Genomic DNA, 18,724 nt, shown 5'->3' on the forward strand with positions numbered 1-18,724 from the left:
AGCACGATGGGACAGATAGCCGTCTACAGCGAAACGGTGGCCATGCAGGAGATGATATGCGGATTCGGTTGGGAATTGTGGCGGAGGGAGTGCCCGCCGTTCCGCCGTTTTTGATGATTTTGCTGCTCATAACCCATTGTAAAGCCCAATAAAATCAATAAAGTCACGTTTGCGGTTATGGCAACGAGACTCGGGAAATGGCTCGGCACAAGCTCTCGGAAGCTGGTCTAAAGCGCATCGACAAGGCCGGGATCTACAGCGACGGGGACGGCTTATTCCTGCGCGTCAGGAAGGGCGGCAGCCGTCAATGGTTTTTTATCTATAAACGCGAAGGGAAACGAACCGAACTCGGCCTAGGCGGCTACGGGCAGGGAACGGCGCCTGTCTCGCTCGCTCTGGCGCGTGAGAAGGCCGAGGCATTGAGGCAGCGCCTTGCGCGCGGCGAAGAACTCGGGTTGAAGCCAAACCCGAGCCCTCGCACTATCACCTTCGAGCACTGCATGGACGAGCTGCTGAAGGCGAGGGCAGGGGACTGGAAGAACTCGAAGCATAAGGCGCAGTGGGAAATGACCCTGCGCGAATATGCGCAGCCGCTCCATGCCCTACCTGTCGCCGATATCGCCCTCGGCGATGTCAAGGAATGCCTGCTACCGCATTGGCAGAAACGGCCGGAGACGGCCGACAGGCTCCGTTCGCGTATTCAGGCTGTCATCGACTACGGCATTGCCCACGGGTGGCGCACAGCCGGCAATCCGGCGCGCTGGCGCGGGTTGCTGGATAAGGTGATGCCGAAGCGCCAAAAGCTGTCGCGGGGCCACCATGCGGCGCTGGCATATGCTGACACGCCAAAGATGATGGCGAAGCTGCGCCAGTCTACCGGCACGGCTGCGCGGGCCGTCGAGTTTCTGGCCCTGACCGCAACCCGCTCCGGCGAAGTTCGCGGCGCCAAGTTCCCGGAGATCGACACCAAGGCGAAAACCTGGACGATTCCGGCCGAGCGGATGAAGGCAGGAAAGGAGCACGTTGTCCCGCTCACCGATCGCGCGCTTGCCCTTGTCGAAATCATGCGGCAGCGTGCAACGTCTGACCTTGTTTTCGGCGGCGGCACCGAGGATCGTCCTATCTCTGATACGGCGATGACCAAGGCGCTGCGCCTTGCCTCGCCTGACAAGGCCGCGACCCTGCACGGCCTTCGCAGCTCTTTCCGCGACTGGTGCGGCGATTGCACCAGTTTCGAACGTGACGTTGCAGAGGCCGCGCTGGCTCATACGATCCGCGACAAGACGGAGGCCGCGTACCGGCGCAACACAGCGTTAGAAAAGCGGCGCGAGTTGATGACGGCATGGGAGTCCTACTTGGCATCGGCAAAAGCGGGCGGTTGACCGATGGCGAAGCTGATAGCCGAAGCCCTGGAGGCGATCGGTATCGCCGATGACGCCGAAGTTATGGACCTGCTGAACCTTGCCGCTGAAAGCCTCAATTACAGCCTTTCTGTCGAAAAGGTTTCGGTGCGCGCACTGACGGCGCAGCTAGACGATATCGAGGCTGCAGCAGCACGTCTGGCTGAACTCGTCGAACAATATCGCGACGACATAGACAGAGCCATGCCCATCGAGGCGATGAGCCTATTCTCGCCCTATGTTCTGGAAGACGCTTTGGAGCACGACAACACGGTGTCACGGTTGCGGCGACTCTCGACCTCTGCCGGATCGGCCAGAGGAGCCATTGTAGCAGACCTCGGCAGCGGAGATCCCGATAACCCTGATCCGAATGGTGCCGATCTGGGCACTAAGCTTATGGGCTCGCCGAAGCGTCGCTTTGTCGAGGAGATCGTCCATATAGTAGGTGCACGCCGGCCAGATCTTTTAGCAACCACAAAAGAGGGGCCGCTCCATCGCTTTGTTGTTGCTTGCTGGGAGTGGGCAACGGGCAGTCCAAAAGCTCCAGGCATCCCAGACGATCTAGCTGCGGTTGTGCCGAAACTCCACGCGGCTATGCGCGACCATGCTGAAGCGCATCAATGGGAGATCGCTGCCAACAACTACCGCCGGCTTGGTCTCGATAAGGAAGCCGAAGAGGCCCGGAAGCACGCTTCTACCATCTATCAACGAATTATCCGAAGCAGCGGCCAGAAATAGGGCGGGCTGCTTCGGACGACTTCCGAGGCGAAATCGTATCAATAGGAAGCCGTTCAACGGGAGCGGCAATTTCAACAATGCCGTTCCATTCAGAAGGAACGGCATTATGGAAGACCATCCGCTTATCAGCATCAAGCAGGCTTCGGCGCTGACATCGTTGTCTCGCGGCGCCATTAACATCATGCGTCGCCAGGGCATGTTCCCCCCGGCGGTTCAGCTTGGCGAAAAGCGCATCGCTTTCGTCAAGTCTGAGGTCGAACAGTGGATCCGTGACCGCATCGCGGCGCGTCATCTGGAGGCGGCGTGATGGGCAGCGTCGTCTACTTCGCCAAGAGCGGGGCGGCCATCAAGATCGGCTATTCCGCGAACCTGCCTCGCCGACTTAATCAGTTGAAGTACATCAGACCCGCGCCAGGCGGGCGGCGACCGATCGAACTGCTCGGAACGATTCCGGGCGGACTGAAAGAGGAAGCGGGCGTTCATGCGCTTTTCTATCGGTATAAGACCTCGCGCCACGCACTCTGCGAATGGTTCGTCGACAATCCCGAACTTCGCCGCTTCATCGCCATCAACTGCGCGACAGACATCAGGTGGGCGGCATGAGGCAGACAATCCCCACGCTTTGCCATCAGGATGCCGGCCACCTCGAAGAGGCTGTCGCCTGGTTCATTGCAAATCACCACAATTGCGAACGGCCGCACATTCCAGCGCTGAGAAGGCGCTTCGGTATTTCGCCTCTGGAAGCGGTTACTGTCCTACGGCTCGCAAATCTGAGGCTAGACCGGGGAGGCGCCAATGCGCCGTCCTGAAAACGAAATCGCCGCCGCCCCGATGCCGGTCGGGAGCGGCGGCTATTCCAAGCAGTTGACCCAGGCAATTTATCCGACGTTCAGCCAATCAGCAATGGATTTTGCGACGGCAACCATCGCCGCTCGTTGCCATCTTACCGCGGCAACAGCCCGCGTCGTCGTTGAGCTGGCCCAGCTTGGAGGCCGACATGAGCCGTGACTTCGCACCCATCTCACCAGCTCTCTGGACCTCGCCGGGCTTCCTGTCGCTCAACGGCGACGGTCGGCAGTTGCACCTCTACTTCATCTCTTCGCCGCACCAGACCAGCGCAGGCTGCTGCCGCATCCGAGAAGGATACGCTCTGGCGGATCTGGGCTGGATTTCACAGCAGTATCGAGAGGCGCTCGCCAATGTCATAGGCGCCGACCTGGTGCGGCACGATCCCAGGACCGAAGAGACCTACGTCAAGAAGTGGTTCAAGCACAAAGGCAACATCCCGACCAACAAGGACCACGCCAAGGGGACGATGAAAATCATCTCCAACATCGACAGCGATCAGATCAGAGAGCTTGCCGAGGCGGATTTCCTAGCGACCGAGTGGGGGAGAAAAACCTTCCCCGCGCCGGACACCGACAATAGCGGAAATCATCCGTTCGACAGTGATCGTGTTGTGCAGCCCATCACTTCGGCGCTGGCCAACTCAAGACTGATGAGGGCCGGTCGATGAGAGCCTGTCGAGAGCCTGTCTGGAGAGTGTCGACACACAGATACAGAGACAGAGAAGGAACAGAACACGGACCGGAACATAGACCCGAACTGAAACAAAGAAAGAAACAGAACTTGGACCTTCGCCAACCGGAAAAGTTGGCCAGCGTCACCAGCGTCGCTTGGCATGGGACGGAAGAGGAGCCCGGAGCCGATGCTGGCTCTCTTCCACCAATGTCAGAGCCCAAGAGTCTCCCCCGCTTCGAGGCGAAGAAAGCCTACCTAAGAACTGCTCAACATTGCCCCACGGAACGCTTCAATGGCGGAGCCCTGGGTGACGCCGACCAACTCGGCCGCGGCCCGCTCAACTTCATCGGCCAGGTGGTTCACCTTTGCCAGCCGCTTCACGAGGCGATTGTGCAGCAGCTCCAGTCGAGCGGCTTGATGGAGAGCGGCCCGCTCTTCGTAGTGCGAATCAAGCGGCGCGAACAGCATCGTCGTCATCGTGCCGGCTCCTCAATGCGGGCTTGTGGGCGGCGCTATCTTGAGCAGCCGCCGCCGGGCTGCTTTCGCTCGCGCTTGCCCGGCGCGTATGCGGCAGCAAAGCGCGACGCTGATAGCAAGGCCGTGGTTGTCGTTGAGCAGGGTTTCTGCCTCCGCGAGGGAGAGTTCGGCTCGCTTCGCACGCTGTCTGGCGACCGCCATTTCCAGATTCAAAAGTTCGACCATTCCTCGGCGTCCTGGATTGCAATCCCTTCCATTAGCAAACCCTCATTTGCTGCATTGGTTCCGATTTGCCGGCTTGGCGCTGGGAGGGCCGCATGACGGCTCCAGATCCACAACTCGAAGCCTATGTCGCTGCGGCAGAAGCCGCGCTGGCGGACCTACGCCGCTACATCGGGCGCGACCCGATCGCGATCGTTGAAGAAGAGGAACCGTCGGCACTATTCCCGGAGCCTGATCGGCGGCCTGAGCTGATCGGCAAGGACTGGATCGAGGCAGGAGAAGCGGCAAGCCGATTCAACATCTCCAAATCGAAGGTGCGAAGGTTATGCCGGGATGACGACCGATTGTCGTGGAAGGTCGTCGGCCGCTGGTACGTGTCGGTCCCTGGCATGAGGGCAACGCTGGGCTTTGAGTAGCGTGTACGCTTTGAACGTTTTGGACGTTTCCGCCAGTTGGGGATGGACGTTTCGAAGCTCATCTTCACGGCATCGAAACCCAACGAGGCGAGAGCGCCGTGATCCAAAACATCCTCAAGACCATCCGCGGCCAGGCAAAGAGCGTTGCCGACCTGGAGCGCGCACTGGCACAGATCGACATCCCGCGGCTCGAAGCCGATGCCGAAAAGCTGGAGGACGATCGGCGCCAGACCTTGCTCGATGGCAGCGACAAGGATGTCGAAGCGGTCGAGCGCAAGATCGAGGTCGCCAACCGTGAGGTTGAGCGCGCCTATGCGGCCAAGGCGGAACTTGAGCGCCGGATTGAGCAGGCCCGCAATGTTGAGGCAGAGCAGGTCAAGGTCGCTCGATATGAGGCCGCAAAGTCTCAAGCCGATGCCGCAGCCAAGGAACTGCGAAAGGCCTATCCCGAGATCGGGAAACGCTTCGCCTCTCTGCTAAAGGTGCTGGCCGAGGCCTCGCTCGCTGTTGAGGAAGTTAATCGCAACCTTCCCGACGGCGCGACGCCTCTGCAGGATCCAGAAGTGGCGGTGCGCGCCAAGCTCGGCGAGCCGGAGAAAACAATCAGCGAAGAAACCGTCGATGTCTGGTGCTATTCGAATGCGCGAGACATCCAAGTTCTCCCCGAGGACGAGCAGGTTGAACTGAACGCGAAATATCGCGGCTCAAACCAGGGAGTCATCTCGTCCGGCAGTGCGGGCGGCTTTACCACCGTTACCCGGCGCCGCCTCATCCGCCGCACTTGTGTCCCTCGAACCACCAACGTATTGCCCTCACGGCTAACGGCCGTTGCCCTGCCAGGTCTCAAGGTCGGTGATCCCGCATTCTGGGATGGTCCAACCTATACTGATGCCCGCACGGTGCTAGCCACCCTGGCGCGCCTCGCTGAGGCCCGGCCCGCCGCCGCGGTCAATCCGGCTGACGTGCTGGTCGAGTACCTGGATCCAAAGGCGGCCGAGCAAGCTGACGATCTCGAAGCCGAACAGAGCAGCGGAGGCGAGACATACAGGCAGGCCGCGCGTAACTCGTCACACAGCAGGGTATCGGCTGGCACTCAGCAAGAGGAAGCCCATCCCGCGATGGTCGCCGGTCACATTCGGGTCGATGCCGAACCTTCGCACCCGTCCCCCAGACTTCCGGAGGCTGCAGAGGGTGTCTCGCCTTCACATCATGGCTTCTCCCCATCGCCGCGGAACGGTCGCTGGCCTCATGGTCTGTGAGGCTGGAAACGTGGTCGTGAAGCACCCAACACCAATTGCCTCGCCGTTCCTGTCAGTCCGGCATAGGCATAGGGCCCGGCTCAGCCTGGACAGCGGGGGCCGGGCCCGCTCCTTCACAACCCCCTTGGCTTGCCCTTGGTCTTGTTCCTTTCCTGAGGTCGAGCCCTTTTATTCGTTCGCGAAAGGCGCGGCTGCTGGTGGCAGCTATGCGTCGCAGCCGGGGCGGTACAGAGCCCGTCTCGGCTGCACCGGCATTTCCAGCCAGAGATTGGGTCCTTGGAAAACCGCTCGCCTAATGCGGGTCGGCGCAGCGCCAAGCAACTCTAGGCACAGACTTTCAAATCTTGCGCATGACCACGCGCAAGACCTCCAACCCATTGGGCGCTCGCCATTCCGGCGCATTGCAGAGGTAACCAATAGGTGTCCGCATGCCCGCATTGATGACATTCGCTGAATATGCCGCCGCGATCGGGGTAAACGCCTCGACGGTCTCCCGAGCGGTAACGAAAGGCTCAATTCCCGTAGTGGAATTGGCTGACGGCCGGCGGATGATCGATCGCGAGGCGGCTGACAAAGCCAGGCGCGAAAATACCAACATACGATTTGGACATGGCGGCCGAGCCGATCGGGCAATCCGTCGAGAGACGTTGTGGAAGCGGAAAAATGAGACGGGCTACAACCCGCAGGTCAGAGCAATCTTGAACTTCATGTTGCGGGCGTGGCCGACGGCAATGCAGCACGGCATGGCCGTGCTCGGCGCCGAGGAGGTCGACCAGGCTCGCGCTTTGCTCACCCTAAGGGAATTGATCGGATTCCTGGCTGTGTCGCATCACGACGACGCGCGCGAAGCCGACTACCGCAAGTGTCTGGCGCCGGAAATCTTCCCATCGTTCACCGACGAGGACGCACGGCAACTCCTGCAAACGTGGGGCGATGAGGAAGTCATTGGTTCTGGGAAATGGACCTGCGCAGATCAAGGCCTCCCCGGTGGGGCCGATTTCTATGACGATTTGGCGGAACTGACCTTCTCGGCCTTCCCGTCCTGAAAAATGAGGAACTTGAACATGACCATCCCCAGCACATTCGCCGCCCACTGGATTCGGGCGATCGACCGAGGCGACGCCTCCGGCTTCACCAACCAGGCCGATTTCATCGCCTTCTTCCGAGTAACGAGCATGATCGGCGGCTGCTTCGACGAGCTTTCCGACGTCCAGAAGCGCCACGTCATGAACCTCCGCGACAGCTACCCCGCTGTGAACGAGGCGGCGCGCCGACAAGCCATCAAGGAACGGGAGTCGGTTCCGCGCTATATCGGCGCCTATGCCGGGAACAAGCCCGCGCCGACCATTGAGCAGTTGGCGCCGGAACTCGCCGCGATCGAGGCTGAAATCGCTTCGATGCCGGCCGCCAAGCCGAATTATGGCTGGGACGAGATCGTCGCCAAGGTCAATCGGCGGAACGGCTTCGGGGCATGATGCCGGCTCTCGCCTTCATCGCCGCGCTCGCCGTCGTCGGCGCGCTGCTGCTGCACTGAGGAGTCACATGACGAAGCAGGATCTTGAAGACCTCGCCCAACTCCGCACCGCCCTGTCCGGTGGAAAGCTCGACCACCTCACGGCCCAAGCTGAAGCCTGGAGCACCGCGGCGGCGGAGAAGCGGAAACAGATTGTCGCCGACGTCGAGCGGCGCGGCCAATTGAAAACGCTGCTGCTCGGTCTGGAGGCGGTCCGCGAGTTTCACGAGAGTTCCGAGGCGATGTTTCGTGACCTCATCAATCAGATTGGCCAAAGCTCATGACTGGCTACGGCTCGATCGACAATCCGGTCCCGCTCGACCCTTTCACATGGCTTACCGAGGTCCATTGGGCCGGTACCTTCCTCATGGTCTCCTTCGGCATGAAGATGACGTCGACGCCGCAGGGAGAGCGTGGCGTCGGGCCGGGATTTCCCTTTGTCGAACCGTTTACGGAAGGCTTCGTCACCGAAGCGACGCCAGAATACAATCCATCGCAGCCGAGCGTGAAGGTGTCCAAAGGCAGCGGCTTCGAAAACGTTCCGACATCGGAGGTATCGCTAGCCGGTATCCCCGACGCTCCGGCTGCCTCGACGTGGGATGCATGGAAGGTCCAGGGCGTCAATGTTCCAGTGAATGGCCTCTATTCTCCCTTCATCAGATGGATCGCGCCGAGCGGCTCTCCGCCTGATGTCAAATGGCCCGGCGCCAGAAGTTTTGTTGCAATCAAGATCGCGCATGGCGAAGTTGTGGCCCAGGACATCATCAGCGAGCCGCTACCGGCACCTTTCGCGGGCGATGTTCCGCTCTGGGCGACCTTCAACCCGACCCTGGCACAACAATCCACCTTCTCGCTCGATATGGCGGGCCTCTCGGCGACCTACAAAGACCGGACCTATTTGCCGATCGGCATCAAGGTTACCGATCAGCTCGAATTCAACACCGGCACGCTTTCCGTGCTGCTGAAAAAGCAGCCGGCAACCTAAGGGAACTCTGGCGATGATGCTCGGAACACTGTCACAACGCCCGCGGATCGCGCCCTACCGGCCCGAATGGGTGCCCGAGGACGCAACCGCCTTCCTCGACTTCGTCAACGGCCATTATTACGCCGGAGGGCAGTCGCGGAATGTTGCAAGCATCCTGGGTGGCGGGTTCGATGCCGGCCAAATCTTCGACGGCGGCATGCTGATCGCCTATGAAAACAGCAACCGCCCGAAGGCGATCGGAGCGCTGTTTTCCGACCTCGCCGCCGGCTTGGCCGCAGGCTGCACCGTCGTGGTCGAAGCCAACCACCAGAACGTCCCGGACGGTCCATATCTGATGTGGCTCGACGCCGCCTCGCAGGATCTCGCCTCGAACGACGTCGACTTCGGCGCGGGGTCAATGACGGCCTATGTCGAGGATTTTTCCGACGTCTTCTTCACCGGCGGCGATCTTTCCTCGACCGGCACCCACATTGTCACGGCCACCCTCAACCGCGACAATGGGGACGGCAGCCGCGAATATGCTGTCTCCGTCGATGGTGGCGCCTTCGTCACCCAAACGGTCAGCTATGATCCCTTCTCGCCGGTGGACACGATCCTGATCGGTCATGATGGCGATGAATCATATGTTCTAGACAATACCCTGGTCCGCTCGATTATCCTCTATCCACCGCAGGCGACACCACTACTGGCCGCCGGCACGCCGGTGCCGGATGCAATGGTTGGCCTTGCCTATAGCGCCCAGATGAGCGCGACGGGCGGCACGGTGCCTTACACCTTCTCGATCGCCTCTGGCACGCTTCCGAGCGGCCTCAGCATCAATTCATCGACAGGCGAGATATCCGGCACGCCGAGCGGGACGGGCGTGTCTTCCGGCATCGTCCTTCGCGTCACCGATGCCGACGGCAGCACCGACGACCTGCCGTCCTTCACCATCACCGTGCGCAACACGCTCGTCCGGCTGGTGGATCAGAAAAACAACATGGGCGCAGCGACATTCACGCTCACTGGCGTGAATTTCGGCCCGGCCACCGGCCGAAGCGCCATCGCCATCGTCGCAACGGGGGCTGGGGTCTCGCACAGCGTCGACGCCATGACCATAGGCGGCGATGCCGCGAGCGGCCAGAAGACCATCAATGACCGTTCCGCCGCGATCTATTTCGCGGATCCGTCCGGCACCAGCGGCGATGTCGACGTCACCGTCTCGGCCATCAACATTTTTGTCGAGTTCACAGTGTTCGCGCTCTATGGGGTCGATGCCAGCATCTTTGATAGCGACAGCCTGGTCGACTCCAGCGGGAGTAATGACAGCTTCAACGTATCGCTCGACACCGATGCCAATGGGATCGTGCTGGCTGCACTCTGCGCCAACGTCAAGACGGTCGATGTAACATGGACAGGGCTGACCGAGATGACTGATTTCGATCCTGCCGGAGCTGCCAACGAGCGCAGTTCCACCGCCGCGCTGATGGACAGCACGTCGACCACGCTTTCTGTCACGGCCGACACGTCAGGCACCACTGGCGCGGCCCTGGCTGTCGTGTCCTTCCCAGGTCTCTGAGGTGCCGCACGCTTCTGTGGCCGTCATCGCCGCGCTGCTTGCTGCACTGAAAACTGATCAGAGGTCGTAGGGATGGTCGTCTATACTGAAATCGCCACCATCGAACCGCTTCCGACGCTCTTTTTCAGCCTTTAGTCCGTCATGGATGACGTAGAGCAGCCCCTCGGCATCTGGGTGGCTTGGGAGGACGTGACTGTAGGCTGTTGTTCCGTTTGTATAATGCAAGGCAACCGTATTCACGACCTGTGCCAGCGCGGCCAGAACCGCCTCTACCTTTAGCCTCGTGGCTTCTTTGAGCGGCTTCGCTGTCGGGTTCAGGCGATGCTGAAGATTGTTATGGCCAATCCTGTTGTTGCGCCAGTCTCGGCAAAAATCCTCCGCCTGGAGTGCGATAGCGACCTTAGCCCTGACCTGCGCCGCGAGCGTGGCATCAGGTATCAGATCAGCTAGTCGCTGCACGGTAAGAGTCTGATGGCCAGCGATCGCTGGCCTGTCGGTAAGGCGGGAAATCGCCAATAGAACATTTTCGAACAGACCGTCCTGCACAATGCGAAAGAAGCTGCCTGACGCCTCGTTGAGAAGGGCCACGCGTGATTCTTTCGTCCCAAAAAGGATCTTGTATTGACCCCAAACAAGATGGATGTGGGAAAGCTCTTGGTCAATCGCGGCGAAAGTCGCGCCGAGGTCTGGACCCATAGCCCGTTCATAATCTGCTCGCGTTTCAGCCGCTGTACGTGTCGTCATAGGCCGGAACTTAAATCAGGACTGGGAGCTTTCAAGCGGATTGGGCAATTGGCTAATCGGTCGCTTCAGCAGCGTCAGGTTGCCTCGTCGACCAACCTCGTCGGCGGCTTATTGGGCGTTACCACGCGACTGTTCTTTTTCCGTTCTGGCGACAGGCAAAATTACATAGCCAAGGCTATGACGGGCGTTACCATAGCGTCACGGCAGCCGATGGCAATTGTTGTTTTGGTCAGCCCGCAAAGGCGTGAACGATGGCGAAGCCGATGCCGATGGCGATGCCGGTGAAAAACTTGCCGGCAGTGTCTAGGGCGACAGTGCGGACCTTGCCCCAAACGTCTGCGCGGGGCTCTCTGAGGGCGAGTGAAAGGTCATCGAAGATCGCGTCCATGGGTTGAATCTTAAATCGAAATGGATTCGCTGTGAATCCCCCTTCGCATAGCGTGTTCGCGCCAGTCACGGGCACCCTTTTAAGAGTCTATCTCAAGCGGCTTATGGCCCGGCTGTTCATGCCAGATCACTTGCCGTAGATCGCGCCAATCGACCGCTTGTCCGCAGACCAGGCACCTGTGGAAATGGTCGCGCTCGTTGGAATATTCCTTGCTGTGGCGCCGGCCGATGATTGGCGGCCCGAGATCGGACAGCTTCGTCATGTCGGCTTGTCCACCAGTGGCGTCTTCCTTGTCGGCGGCTTGTAGGGTGTGACCGGCCTAACGGTATCGGCATCCACCGTGACGGGCACACCTAGGTTGATGGTCACCTTGCCTTCATCAACGCGGGTAACATCGCCTCGAAGCTCGATCTCCTGACCCTGCTTAACCTTCGAGATCCGATCGACAATCGAGTGAGGCTGGCCGTAGGAGGGAATCGAGACGCTCACCCTATCCTCGGTGACGCGCCTGCGAACCTTCGCAGTGATGGCGACCTCGTCGCCAATGTTGATGCCCCTTGCCATGCCGATACAACTCAAACGTGGCCAATAGGTTCTTCAAGCAGATGCTAATGTCCGGTCAAGACGATGCCCGTCACCCAGGCAACGGGATGGCGGGCATCTATCCACTCTCTCATGCCGCCGAACGAAGGGACACATGTTCGCCGGCTCTAGCAAATGATGTAGCGGGGCGATGGTTTCAGCGGGACCAAAGCGTCAGCCTGTCCGACTTCGGTCGCATCATCGGGGAACATTCCACAAGTCGGCAGGTTAGGTTTCACGGCGCGGTCTGCCCGACGTCGCGCCGTTGGGTTGCGCAGACCCCGGAGCCCGTTCGCCATCCCTCAAGGCGGCGGGCTCTTTGCGTTCCCTACTTTCGCACAATCCAGTCCAGCAATTCTTGATCAACCGCAGTGTTGGAGCCGGTAAATACCTGGATCAGCTTGATGGCCTGTTCTCGCCACTCGCTCTCCGGAAGTTTGTTTTCGTAGATCGCGGCCTGAAGTGCGGATCGGATAATGTCAATATCCATAGCGGATATGGACTTTTTCGTCATCTTGACGCCCCCAAATGTGTGCGGGGCGAAACAATCCCCGCCATGCCGGATTTTAGCCCGTACAGCGTATTTCGCGAGTCATAAGTGGGTGAAAATCCGGCTTGCTCCTTGCAGTTCTGGCGGTATCAATCGTCGCTGAATATATCGCCTGCCATGGGCACCACCGGCTGGAGTTTCAGGCACTAATCGACGCCGGGATGTCCGTCACAGGCGGCTGCTCGCTTGATCTGACCGCGCTACGCGACAGCTTCAGCGCTGATGCTCCGGCTATGGAATGGGACCTCAAACCGAGGTTGAAATGCGGCGTGTGCGGCGGCAAGCGTGTCACGCTGACGTATACGCCCGACACCCAGCCCGAAAGACCCCAATAAGCGACAAGCGGGACGGAACTAACGCCGGGAACCTTCGCTCCTTGGCGAAGTTCGATAGATAGGCGGCGCTATGCAAGCGACGCGTCGGGATGGCCGGCAGCGGGGCTTTTTTGTTTGCTGACGTGAATAGGCGAGCCAAAGACCGGCCCTTGATTATTTTATCTCGAATGGATCCTTCGAACGGGTTCCTTGGAAAAAGCTACTCAAATGCTTGAATGCCAGTGAAAGCTTTTTAACTTCATTGGCAGAAAACGCACTAATTGTGAGCAACTCTCGATCGCTCCTTGTGTTATCAGGATGAACAACACACGCTCTGCTACAATCGAAATGTATAAATGCGTATGTCTTTTCCTCGAAACCAGTGCTAATCTCATCTATGTACCGAAAATCTATATAAAAATCCGAATTGTAATCGTTAGTTTTGGATATGACGTGGACAAGACGTCCATCTTTCACGCGGATGCTAAACAAGTCATCTGGTGATCTCCTTGCAACATTTGCCTCATTTTGAATGTATCTGAGCGTGTCATTTATGCCAAGTTGTGGGTAATACGTCCCTGTAGCGACACTATGATTGCACCCCTGCAAATCAACAGGGTTGATGTACCCAAGGCGACCATACACGTCTCTTGCGCGGTTAAAAACACCACCACCAGCGGTGGCTTCTACTTCCAAGCCTACCAGAAATGGATCCCCCTCACGAATAATCCAAGATTGGCTGCTCGAAGCTGGTTCAGTATAAATCCTAGTATAGTCATGGCAAACAGCCTCGAACGCCTCGCTAGGTGTGGGCAGCAAGAAAACGAGAGCAGCAAAGAAATAGCGCATCGGGAAACCCCGCTTTGTAAATGGGCGTGCTTTCGAGCATAATCTCGGGAATATGCGATCGAGTGCTTATTCGCCTTCTTCTGTTGGTTCGTTGTCTCTCTCTATTTTCTTAGCCTCGGCGCAGTAGTCACTGCGAGAACGGTTATAAACCCTGATGAGGCCCAACGTCTTTACTCCGCTCGATGGACGGCAGGCGTTGAAAATTTCATAAGCTTCTTTCAAAGCATCGACGGCCGAATTCAGATCATCGCATTGTTCAACCGGATCGTTGCTATTCATCGCATTCCAGTTGTAGCTAAAGGCTAGATTTTCAAGCTCAACGGCCTTGCTCCAATCGGATCGAGCGTCCAGAGCGCTGCAATTGAACTGGCAATAGGCAGGTGCTATCCAAAGCATCGAACTTGCGACAACGGCACAATGTCTTAACATCCAGCTTCTGCCTTGCAGTCAGAATAGTTCACGTTGGCTAAGTCCTTGCATTTAACAACAAAGTTGCCTGGACAATTGTCCAACTCTTTCCGACGTTCGTCCCTGCATTGCTTCAATTCTGCTTTGTTGCAGTTAGGATTTTCGTCCGGCTTGAGGCGTTTGTGACCTCCGCCGCCTCCTCGATTCGGGTCGCGAGTTTCGTTGAGCCCTTCGGCGCCATAGGCAAGCGCTGCATTGCCTAGTCCGAGGCAAGCGATCAGAAAGAGCACCCCAAGCTTCACTGCCAAGGTCTCCTGTCGGCTGCTGCAAAGTATCACGTGGAGCCTCCATTATAAAGCACCCTAAGAATGAACCGGGGCCGCCGTTCGCATCTGGTCTTTTTCAGCTACAGCTAACGGAACACTTACGGTTGTGTGATATTAAATCAAATTCGAGTTTCTCGTTGGGGATCGTATGAGTAAGCCTGCCGACAGAGCCCGGTTGTCCTTTATCAGGCCTCTTGAGCCGATCCAGGTCGAAACACCGCCGGTCAGCGCCGATTGGCTGCACGACATCAAATACGACGGCTACAGAACTCAGCTTATTCTCGACTGGGCTGGCGCGCGCGCCTTCTCTCGAAATGGGCACGATTGGTCACAGCGATACTGGCCCATCGTTGCTGAAGCCGAGAAGCTGACGGCCAAGGCCTTCATCATTGACGGGGAGATGATCGCGCCCGATCCCGATGGCCGGCCGAACTTCCACCGGATGCATTCGCGCATGGTGTGGAATGCCGAGCAACTCGCCTTTGTCGCCTTCGATCTCCTGCACCTTGACGGCGAGGATCTTCGATCATTGCCGCTGATCGAGCGCAAGGCCAAACTCTGGGAACTGGTGAAGCCGGCGAAGGGTATTATCCAATACAGCGATCACGTCGAAGGCAATGGCGCTGCTTTCTTCGAGCAGGTCGAGAAGATGGGCCTCGAAGGCATGGTCTCGAAACGGCGGGAAAGCCCCTATCGAAGCGGGAAGGTCGATTCCTGGGTAAAAACCAAGTGCTGGGATCTAGGAGAGTTCGAGCTTCTCGGCATCAAGCGCGAGCTTGGGAAGCCCGCTGCGGCGATCATGGCGCGGGGTGGCCGATATGCTGGCACCGCGTTCATAACGCTGCCCAGCGGCCTCAGGGAACGGCTGTGGCAGCGTGTGCAGGCAGCCAAGGCGTCCAAGCCGGCGCAGCGGGTGCCGAGCGCCTTTGCCGATGATGTCGAGTGGGTCAAACCGGGCATCACCGGCCGGGTAAGATTCCTTCGCGGGGAGCACACGCTACGCCATGCGACGCTGCAGGACTTTCGAGAGGAATAGAAGGTCACCGCCGGTCCTTGAACGCGTACCTGTTAACAACCCCGTCTGCCTCATTCGTGACCCGGATCCAGCGCTGTTCGTCACCGCGTGCGTTCGTGACTTCACTGCCTGTAGCCATTTCCGCTGCCACCCATGGAGTATTGGCGTTGATGCTACGACCCGCCACAACGCTGTCCCCGTCCACTTCTTCCACCCGATAGGTCTTCATGTGCGACCTCTGCTTCATGCTCGCCGGCTCTATCAAATGATGCAGTAAGGCGAAGGTTCAGCGCAGGGACCAAAAAAAGCGTCAGTTGCTCTCGCATCGGGGAACATTCCAACAGCCTGCTAGTTTGGGCTCGCGGCGCGATGCCAGCAGAGAGAGGTCGCGCCGTTGGGGTAGCAGAGACCCCTGGAGCGCCGCTCGTCCCCTCAGCGAGCGGGCTCCTTGCCGTTCTAGTTCCCGTTTCGCTCTTTACACCTAGCCCGGTGATTGCCGGGCGGACCCCCAATTGTGTTTTGACTATTTGGCTTGTCGGGCGCGTAAAATATCAGGTTCGCCCAACCGGGCGGACCAACTCAGGGAGGATGTTATGAAGATGAATCGACGTAATGCTCTCGCCCTTGCTGCCACCTCGATGGCCGCCCCGCTAACGGCCGCAAAGTTCACCCCGGTAGCGGCCAAGACCTATGGCCCGACTGAGGGCAAGGAAATTTTTCCTGGCGTTCGGCTAGTCGAGCGGGGGACACGAGACTCCCATATCAAGGGATATAAGAAAATCGTCATGGAAGACGTGATTTATCAGCCGAAAGGAACTAGCCCGCTGGGGGATGTGATGGCAGACGACATGGTCTGCACGGTCACCGAAGGCGAACTGGAAGTTACGGCCGGCGATATGAAGTTCACGGCCAAGGAAGGCGACGTTTGGAGCTGCGGCAAGGGCAGTACGAAAGAGGCTGCTACGAACAATGGAACAGTGGTCGCGGTGATGCGCGTCATTAACCTGAAGGTCGCATAAGTCAGACGCGGCCCGGGAACTGGCGCCTTCCAGGCCAAAAGCGGCGTTGAACATATCCATGACACGGGAGGGGAGCGGCCCGGCAGCCATCTTGCTTCGGGGGAAGTGGTCCACGCGCCGCCGGGCCTAGGTGGTCCGGGACTGGGGTAGCCAACACCCCGGACGGCGTTAACCATAGCGTCGCGGCAGACGATGGCAACTTGTTGTTTGGGTTCAGCCAGCGAAAGCGTGCACAATCGTAAAGCCAATGCCGACGGCGATGCCGGTGAAGAAGCCGGACCGAGGGCAGGGGCGATATCATCGAAGATCGCGTCCATGCCAAGAGTTCGCACCAGAAGATGGGGGATTCACAGCGAATCCGTTTCGATCTAACACCAGTTCTTAGCGACTGCGCTGAAAGAGATCGCCGGGCGAGGAACCCCAAATCCTCAAGCCCGGCGCAGTTACCCCTGATGCCCAATCAGGAGTCCGGTGTGAGACCGGCAATCTCTTCGATGCAAGCCCGGTGCCAGCATTCCCGTCCTGAAACGAGACACCGAGAGCGGCGGACCACGAACTGACCAATCGGCCCGGCCGCGCGGCGGACCACTTGGGAGATCGGCACGGGCGGCCGACGCATACTGGTGGGGGAGTTGGGTTACGTGAAACCGTCGGCCGCCCGTGCTTTGGGCGGGGGCGCGTCGTCACCGACGCGGGGCTAGAATAGGCGCAGGGTGGGCGCCTTCAACTACGATGCCGTGATATGGTGAACGAGTCGTTACTCTCTACAGACCTCTTGTTCGCCGAGGTAGGCGGGCGGAAATGGCAAACACGCTTTCGGGGGAAGGTGGTGTAGCCGCCGTTGCCTAGATGAGCTGGGAAAGGGTAATGGCGTTCTTACTCGACGATTGCAACCGACTGCGCCGATGGGATGTCCTTCATCCCGAGACTCGAGCAGTTCTGTTTGATGGTCGTGCTGCCGGACCACTGTATCTTGTCGGCGACGACCTGGGTGCAGCCGCCGCTCCCGGAGAAGTTGCCTAGATAGTTGACCTGCTGCTTGGGGAAATAGATGGCACCGGTCAAAAGCGAGCTCGCAGTGCCGTTAAAGGTACTTGATGTGCTGGTGCCGGTCCGGTCGCCGTAGAACAGCACGCCGGAATAGGTGCCCGAGGTCGGCGCGCTCGTCACAGTGGCGTTGCCATTCATGCTGACGGTGTTGCTGCCGGACATGAAGATGGTCACACCGGTTCCGGAGACGGCCGCATTGGCGTTGATCTTCAGACTGCCCTGGACGACATAGGTGCCGGGCTGGAGCGTGACATTGCCCTTGAGGTCCATGCCGCTGCAGTAAGTTCCGGGCTGGAGCGTTTGCGATGTTTTGCTCCCGTTGACGGTCTTGCACGGGTTGCCAGCCGCTGGCGCTGGAAGGTTGGAGAAGGGGTCCGACGCCGGCAAGGCCTGGGTGATCGGAGACTTGCAGACTGTGGTCACCGGGTTGCCGAGCGAGACGCCGCCGACCGCGATCAGACAATCGGCCTGAAGGGCCGCCGACCCCTGCACTTTAACGGCATCGGCCTGTGCCGAATTGGACATGACCGAGCAGCCCGTCAGCTTGACGCTGGTGTTGCCCGAGAAGAGCGCTGCCTGATAGGCCGACGGATTGAGCGCCAATACGCATGCCTTGGAGGCGTCGGTGATCAGCGCCACCGCCCTTGTCCGCTCCGGCACTTTGCTCTCGGAGAAGATGGCCGTGAACATCCGGTCGAGGCTCTGATTGAGGATCACCTCGACCGCCTTGTTGGTCATGTGCGACCCCGAGGTGGGCGGCGTGTGGACGGTGATTGTTACATTGGCGAGGCCGTTGTCGGTCGCCGATTGCGTGGCGGCCGTCGTGATCGCTGCGGTGCTGGAACCCGCAACCTTTTCCAACGCGCCGGCATAGGCGGCTGCGTCGGCCGTGGCCTGCAGCTTGAGGCTCGAATAATACCAGTAGGACGTCTCGACGCCGAGTCCCGCCCCACCGACTACGATCGGCAGGGTGAGCGCGAAGATAACGGCAACGTTTCCAGCCGTGTCCCGACCTATCGCGCGCGTCAGTTGCCGAATGCGTGTGAGGATGTTGACCACCGCGTATTAGTAGGCGCTCATACATTAAACAACGGTTAAAGCGGGCTGAGATCCGAACAGAATGCCCGTCACCCAGGCAACGGGATGGCGGGCATCTATCCACTCTCTCATGCCGCCGAACGAAGGGACACATGTTCGCCGGCTCTAGCAAATGATGTAGCGGGGCGATGGTTTCAGCGGGACCAAAGCGTCAGCGGGTGCGACTTCGGTCGCATCGGGGAACATTCCGACCGTCGGCAGGTTAGGTTTCACGGCGCGGCTTTTAGGCAACGTCGTAGGGTCCACCCCCCGGAGCCCGCTCGTCCCCCCTCAAAGCGAGTGGGCTCTGCCT

At 59.2% G+C, this 18,724-nt stretch carries 26 protein-coding genes; 16 read left to right on the top strand and 10 right to left on the bottom strand.

All coding sequences use genetic code 11. The features are described 5' to 3' along the window. Positions 1 to 197: 197 nt before the first annotated feature. The 6 genes from P9217_RS22575 to P9217_RS22600 all read left to right on the top strand — a co-directional run bounded on the left by P9217_RS22575 (position 198) and on the right by P9217_RS22600 (position 3,654). Positions 198 to 1,382, top strand: a complete 1,185-nt coding sequence (locus P9217_RS22575) for a site-specific integrase (protein ID WP_278087550.1) — start codon at positions 198 to 200, stop codon at positions 1,380 to 1,382. Between the two features lie 3 nt (positions 1,383 to 1,385). Next, on the top strand, positions 1,386 to 2,138 hold the full coding sequence (locus P9217_RS22580; RefSeq protein WP_278087551.1) for a hypothetical protein: 753 nt from the start codon (positions 1,386 to 1,388) through the stop codon (positions 2,136 to 2,138). A 106-nt stretch (positions 2,139 to 2,244) separates the two neighbouring features. Next, complete coding sequence (locus P9217_RS22585; RefSeq protein ID WP_278087552.1) at positions 2,245 to 2,445, top strand: AlpA family phage regulatory protein; 201 nt, start codon at positions 2,245 to 2,247, stop codon at positions 2,443 to 2,445. Next, positions 2,445 to 2,741, top strand: coding sequence for a GIY-YIG nuclease family protein (locus P9217_RS22590; protein WP_278087553.1), 297 nt, complete (start codon positions 2,445 to 2,447; stop codon positions 2,739 to 2,741). Before P9217_RS22585 ends, P9217_RS22590 begins: the two co-directional genes overlap by 1 nt. 192 nt (positions 2,742 to 2,933) lie before the next feature. Continuing rightward, on the top strand, positions 2,934 to 3,146 hold the full coding sequence (locus tag P9217_RS22595; RefSeq protein ID WP_278087554.1) for a hypothetical protein: 213 nt from the start codon (positions 2,934 to 2,936) through the stop codon (positions 3,144 to 3,146). Next, positions 3,136 to 3,654 (top strand): hypothetical protein, encoded by a 519-nt coding sequence (locus P9217_RS22600; RefSeq protein WP_278087555.1) that lies wholly within the window; start codon positions 3,136 to 3,138, stop codon positions 3,652 to 3,654. Before P9217_RS22595 ends, P9217_RS22600 begins: the two co-directional genes overlap by 11 nt. Before the next feature lie 260 nt (positions 3,655 to 3,914). Here P9217_RS22600 and P9217_RS22605 read toward each other — a convergent pair whose 3' ends face one another. Further along, entirely contained in the window at positions 3,915 to 4,136 is a 222-nt protein-coding gene (locus P9217_RS22605) for a hypothetical protein (protein ID WP_278087556.1), read from the bottom strand. A gap of 317 nt (positions 4,137 to 4,453) precedes the next feature. Between P9217_RS22605 and P9217_RS22610 the strand changes: the two genes are divergently transcribed. The 7 genes from P9217_RS22610 (at position 4,454) to P9217_RS22640 (ending at position 10,089) form a co-directional block, all read left to right on the top strand. Beyond that, positions 4,454 to 4,774, top strand: coding sequence for a hypothetical protein (locus P9217_RS22610; RefSeq protein ID WP_278087557.1), 321 nt, complete (start codon positions 4,454 to 4,456; stop codon positions 4,772 to 4,774). A 98-nt stretch (positions 4,775 to 4,872) separates the two neighbouring features. Then, positions 4,873 to 6,033 (top strand): hypothetical protein, encoded by a 1,161-nt coding sequence (locus tag P9217_RS22615; RefSeq protein WP_278087558.1) that lies wholly within the window; start codon positions 4,873 to 4,875, stop codon positions 6,031 to 6,033. 428 nt (positions 6,034 to 6,461) lie between these two features. Continuing rightward, entirely contained in the window at positions 6,462 to 7,079 is a 618-nt protein-coding gene (locus P9217_RS22620) for a hypothetical protein (RefSeq protein WP_278087559.1), read from the top strand. Positions 7,080 to 7,097: 18 nt separating this feature from the next. Then, complete coding sequence (locus tag P9217_RS22625) at positions 7,098 to 7,508, top strand: hypothetical protein (protein WP_278087560.1); 411 nt, start codon at positions 7,098 to 7,100, stop codon at positions 7,506 to 7,508. A gap of 67 nt (positions 7,509 to 7,575) precedes the next feature. Then, entirely contained in the window at positions 7,576 to 7,830 is a 255-nt protein-coding gene (locus P9217_RS22630; RefSeq protein WP_278087561.1) for a hypothetical protein, read from the top strand. Positions 7,831 to 7,913: 83 nt separating this feature from the next. After that, complete coding sequence (locus P9217_RS22635) at positions 7,914 to 8,531, top strand: hypothetical protein (RefSeq protein ID WP_278087562.1); 618 nt, start codon at positions 7,914 to 7,916, stop codon at positions 8,529 to 8,531. A 13-nt stretch (positions 8,532 to 8,544) separates the two neighbouring features. Further along, positions 8,545 to 10,089, top strand: a complete 1,545-nt coding sequence (locus P9217_RS22640; protein ID WP_278087563.1) for an Ig domain-containing protein — start codon at positions 8,545 to 8,547, stop codon at positions 10,087 to 10,089. A 57-nt stretch (positions 10,090 to 10,146) separates the two neighbouring features. Here P9217_RS22640 and P9217_RS22645 read toward each other — a convergent pair whose 3' ends face one another. The 4 genes from P9217_RS22645 to P9217_RS22660 all read right to left on the bottom strand — a co-directional run bounded on the left by P9217_RS22645 (position 10,147) and on the right by P9217_RS22660 (position 12,317). After that, the gene (locus tag P9217_RS22645; protein WP_278087564.1) at positions 10,147 to 10,833 is read right to left on the bottom strand and encodes a hypothetical protein; all 687 of its coding nucleotides are present in this window, start codon (positions 10,831 to 10,833) and stop codon (positions 10,147 to 10,149) included. A 229-nt stretch (positions 10,834 to 11,062) separates the two neighbouring features. Continuing rightward, positions 11,063 to 11,221: a hypothetical protein gene (locus P9217_RS22650; RefSeq protein ID WP_278087565.1), complete on the bottom strand. Its 159-nt coding sequence runs from the start codon at positions 11,219 to 11,221 to the stop codon at positions 11,063 to 11,065. Between the two features lie 258 nt (positions 11,222 to 11,479). Continuing rightward, entirely contained in the window at positions 11,480 to 11,785 is a 306-nt protein-coding gene (locus P9217_RS22655) for a hypothetical protein (protein ID WP_278087566.1), read from the bottom strand. Between the two features lie 346 nt (positions 11,786 to 12,131). Beyond that, positions 12,132 to 12,317 carry a hypothetical protein gene (locus P9217_RS22660; RefSeq protein ID WP_278087567.1) on the bottom strand — a complete coding sequence of 62 codons (186 nt, stop codon included), beginning with the start codon at positions 12,315 to 12,317 and terminating at the stop codon, positions 12,132 to 12,134. Between the two features lie 101 nt (positions 12,318 to 12,418). On the opposite strand from P9217_RS22660, the gene P9217_RS22665 reads away from it, so the two are divergent. Then, positions 12,419 to 12,688: a hypothetical protein gene (locus P9217_RS22665; RefSeq protein ID WP_278087568.1), complete on the top strand. Its 270-nt coding sequence runs from the start codon at positions 12,419 to 12,421 to the stop codon at positions 12,686 to 12,688. A gap of 153 nt (positions 12,689 to 12,841) precedes the next feature. Here the strand turns inward: P9217_RS22665 and P9217_RS22670 are convergent, their stop codons facing one another. The 3 genes from P9217_RS22670 to P9217_RS22680 form a co-directional block, all read right to left on the bottom strand. Beyond that, positions 12,842 to 13,516, bottom strand: a complete 675-nt coding sequence (locus P9217_RS22670) for a hypothetical protein (RefSeq protein WP_278087569.1) — start codon at positions 13,514 to 13,516, stop codon at positions 12,842 to 12,844. 66 nt (positions 13,517 to 13,582) lie between these two features. Beyond that, positions 13,583 to 13,912, bottom strand: coding sequence for a hypothetical protein (locus tag P9217_RS22675; protein ID WP_278087570.1), 330 nt, complete (start codon positions 13,910 to 13,912; stop codon positions 13,583 to 13,585). Positions 13,913 to 13,938: 26 nt separating this feature from the next. Then, positions 13,939 to 14,232 carry a hypothetical protein gene (locus P9217_RS22680; RefSeq protein ID WP_278087571.1) on the bottom strand — a complete coding sequence of 98 codons (294 nt, stop codon included), beginning with the start codon at positions 14,230 to 14,232 and terminating at the stop codon, positions 13,939 to 13,941. A gap of 166 nt (positions 14,233 to 14,398) precedes the next feature. Here P9217_RS22680 and P9217_RS22685 point away from each other — a divergent pair, with 166 nt between their 5' ends. Then, positions 14,399 to 15,286: an RNA ligase family protein gene (locus P9217_RS22685; protein ID WP_278087572.1), complete on the top strand. Its 888-nt coding sequence runs from the start codon at positions 14,399 to 14,401 to the stop codon at positions 15,284 to 15,286. A gap of 4 nt (positions 15,287 to 15,290) precedes the next feature. Here the strand turns inward: P9217_RS22685 and P9217_RS22690 are convergent, their stop codons facing one another. Then, entirely contained in the window at positions 15,291 to 15,494 is a 204-nt protein-coding gene (locus P9217_RS22690) for a hypothetical protein (protein ID WP_278087573.1), read from the bottom strand. Between the two features lie 364 nt (positions 15,495 to 15,858). Between P9217_RS22690 and P9217_RS22695 the strand changes: the two genes are divergently transcribed. Further along, positions 15,859 to 16,284: a hypothetical protein gene (locus P9217_RS22695; RefSeq protein WP_278087574.1), complete on the top strand. Its 426-nt coding sequence runs from the start codon at positions 15,859 to 15,861 to the stop codon at positions 16,282 to 16,284. 876 nt (positions 16,285 to 17,160) lie between these two features. Here the strand turns inward: P9217_RS22695 and P9217_RS22700 are convergent. Next, positions 17,161 to 18,393, bottom strand: coding sequence for a pilus assembly protein TadG-related protein (locus tag P9217_RS22700; protein ID WP_347404370.1), 1,233 nt, complete (start codon positions 18,391 to 18,393; stop codon positions 17,161 to 17,163). Between the last annotated feature and the right edge of the window lie 331 nt (positions 18,394 to 18,724).

It is taken from the genome of Mesorhizobium sp. WSM4989, from assembly GCF_029625795.1.
Taxonomy (GTDB): domain Bacteria; phylum Pseudomonadota; class Alphaproteobacteria; order Rhizobiales; family Rhizobiaceae; genus Mesorhizobium.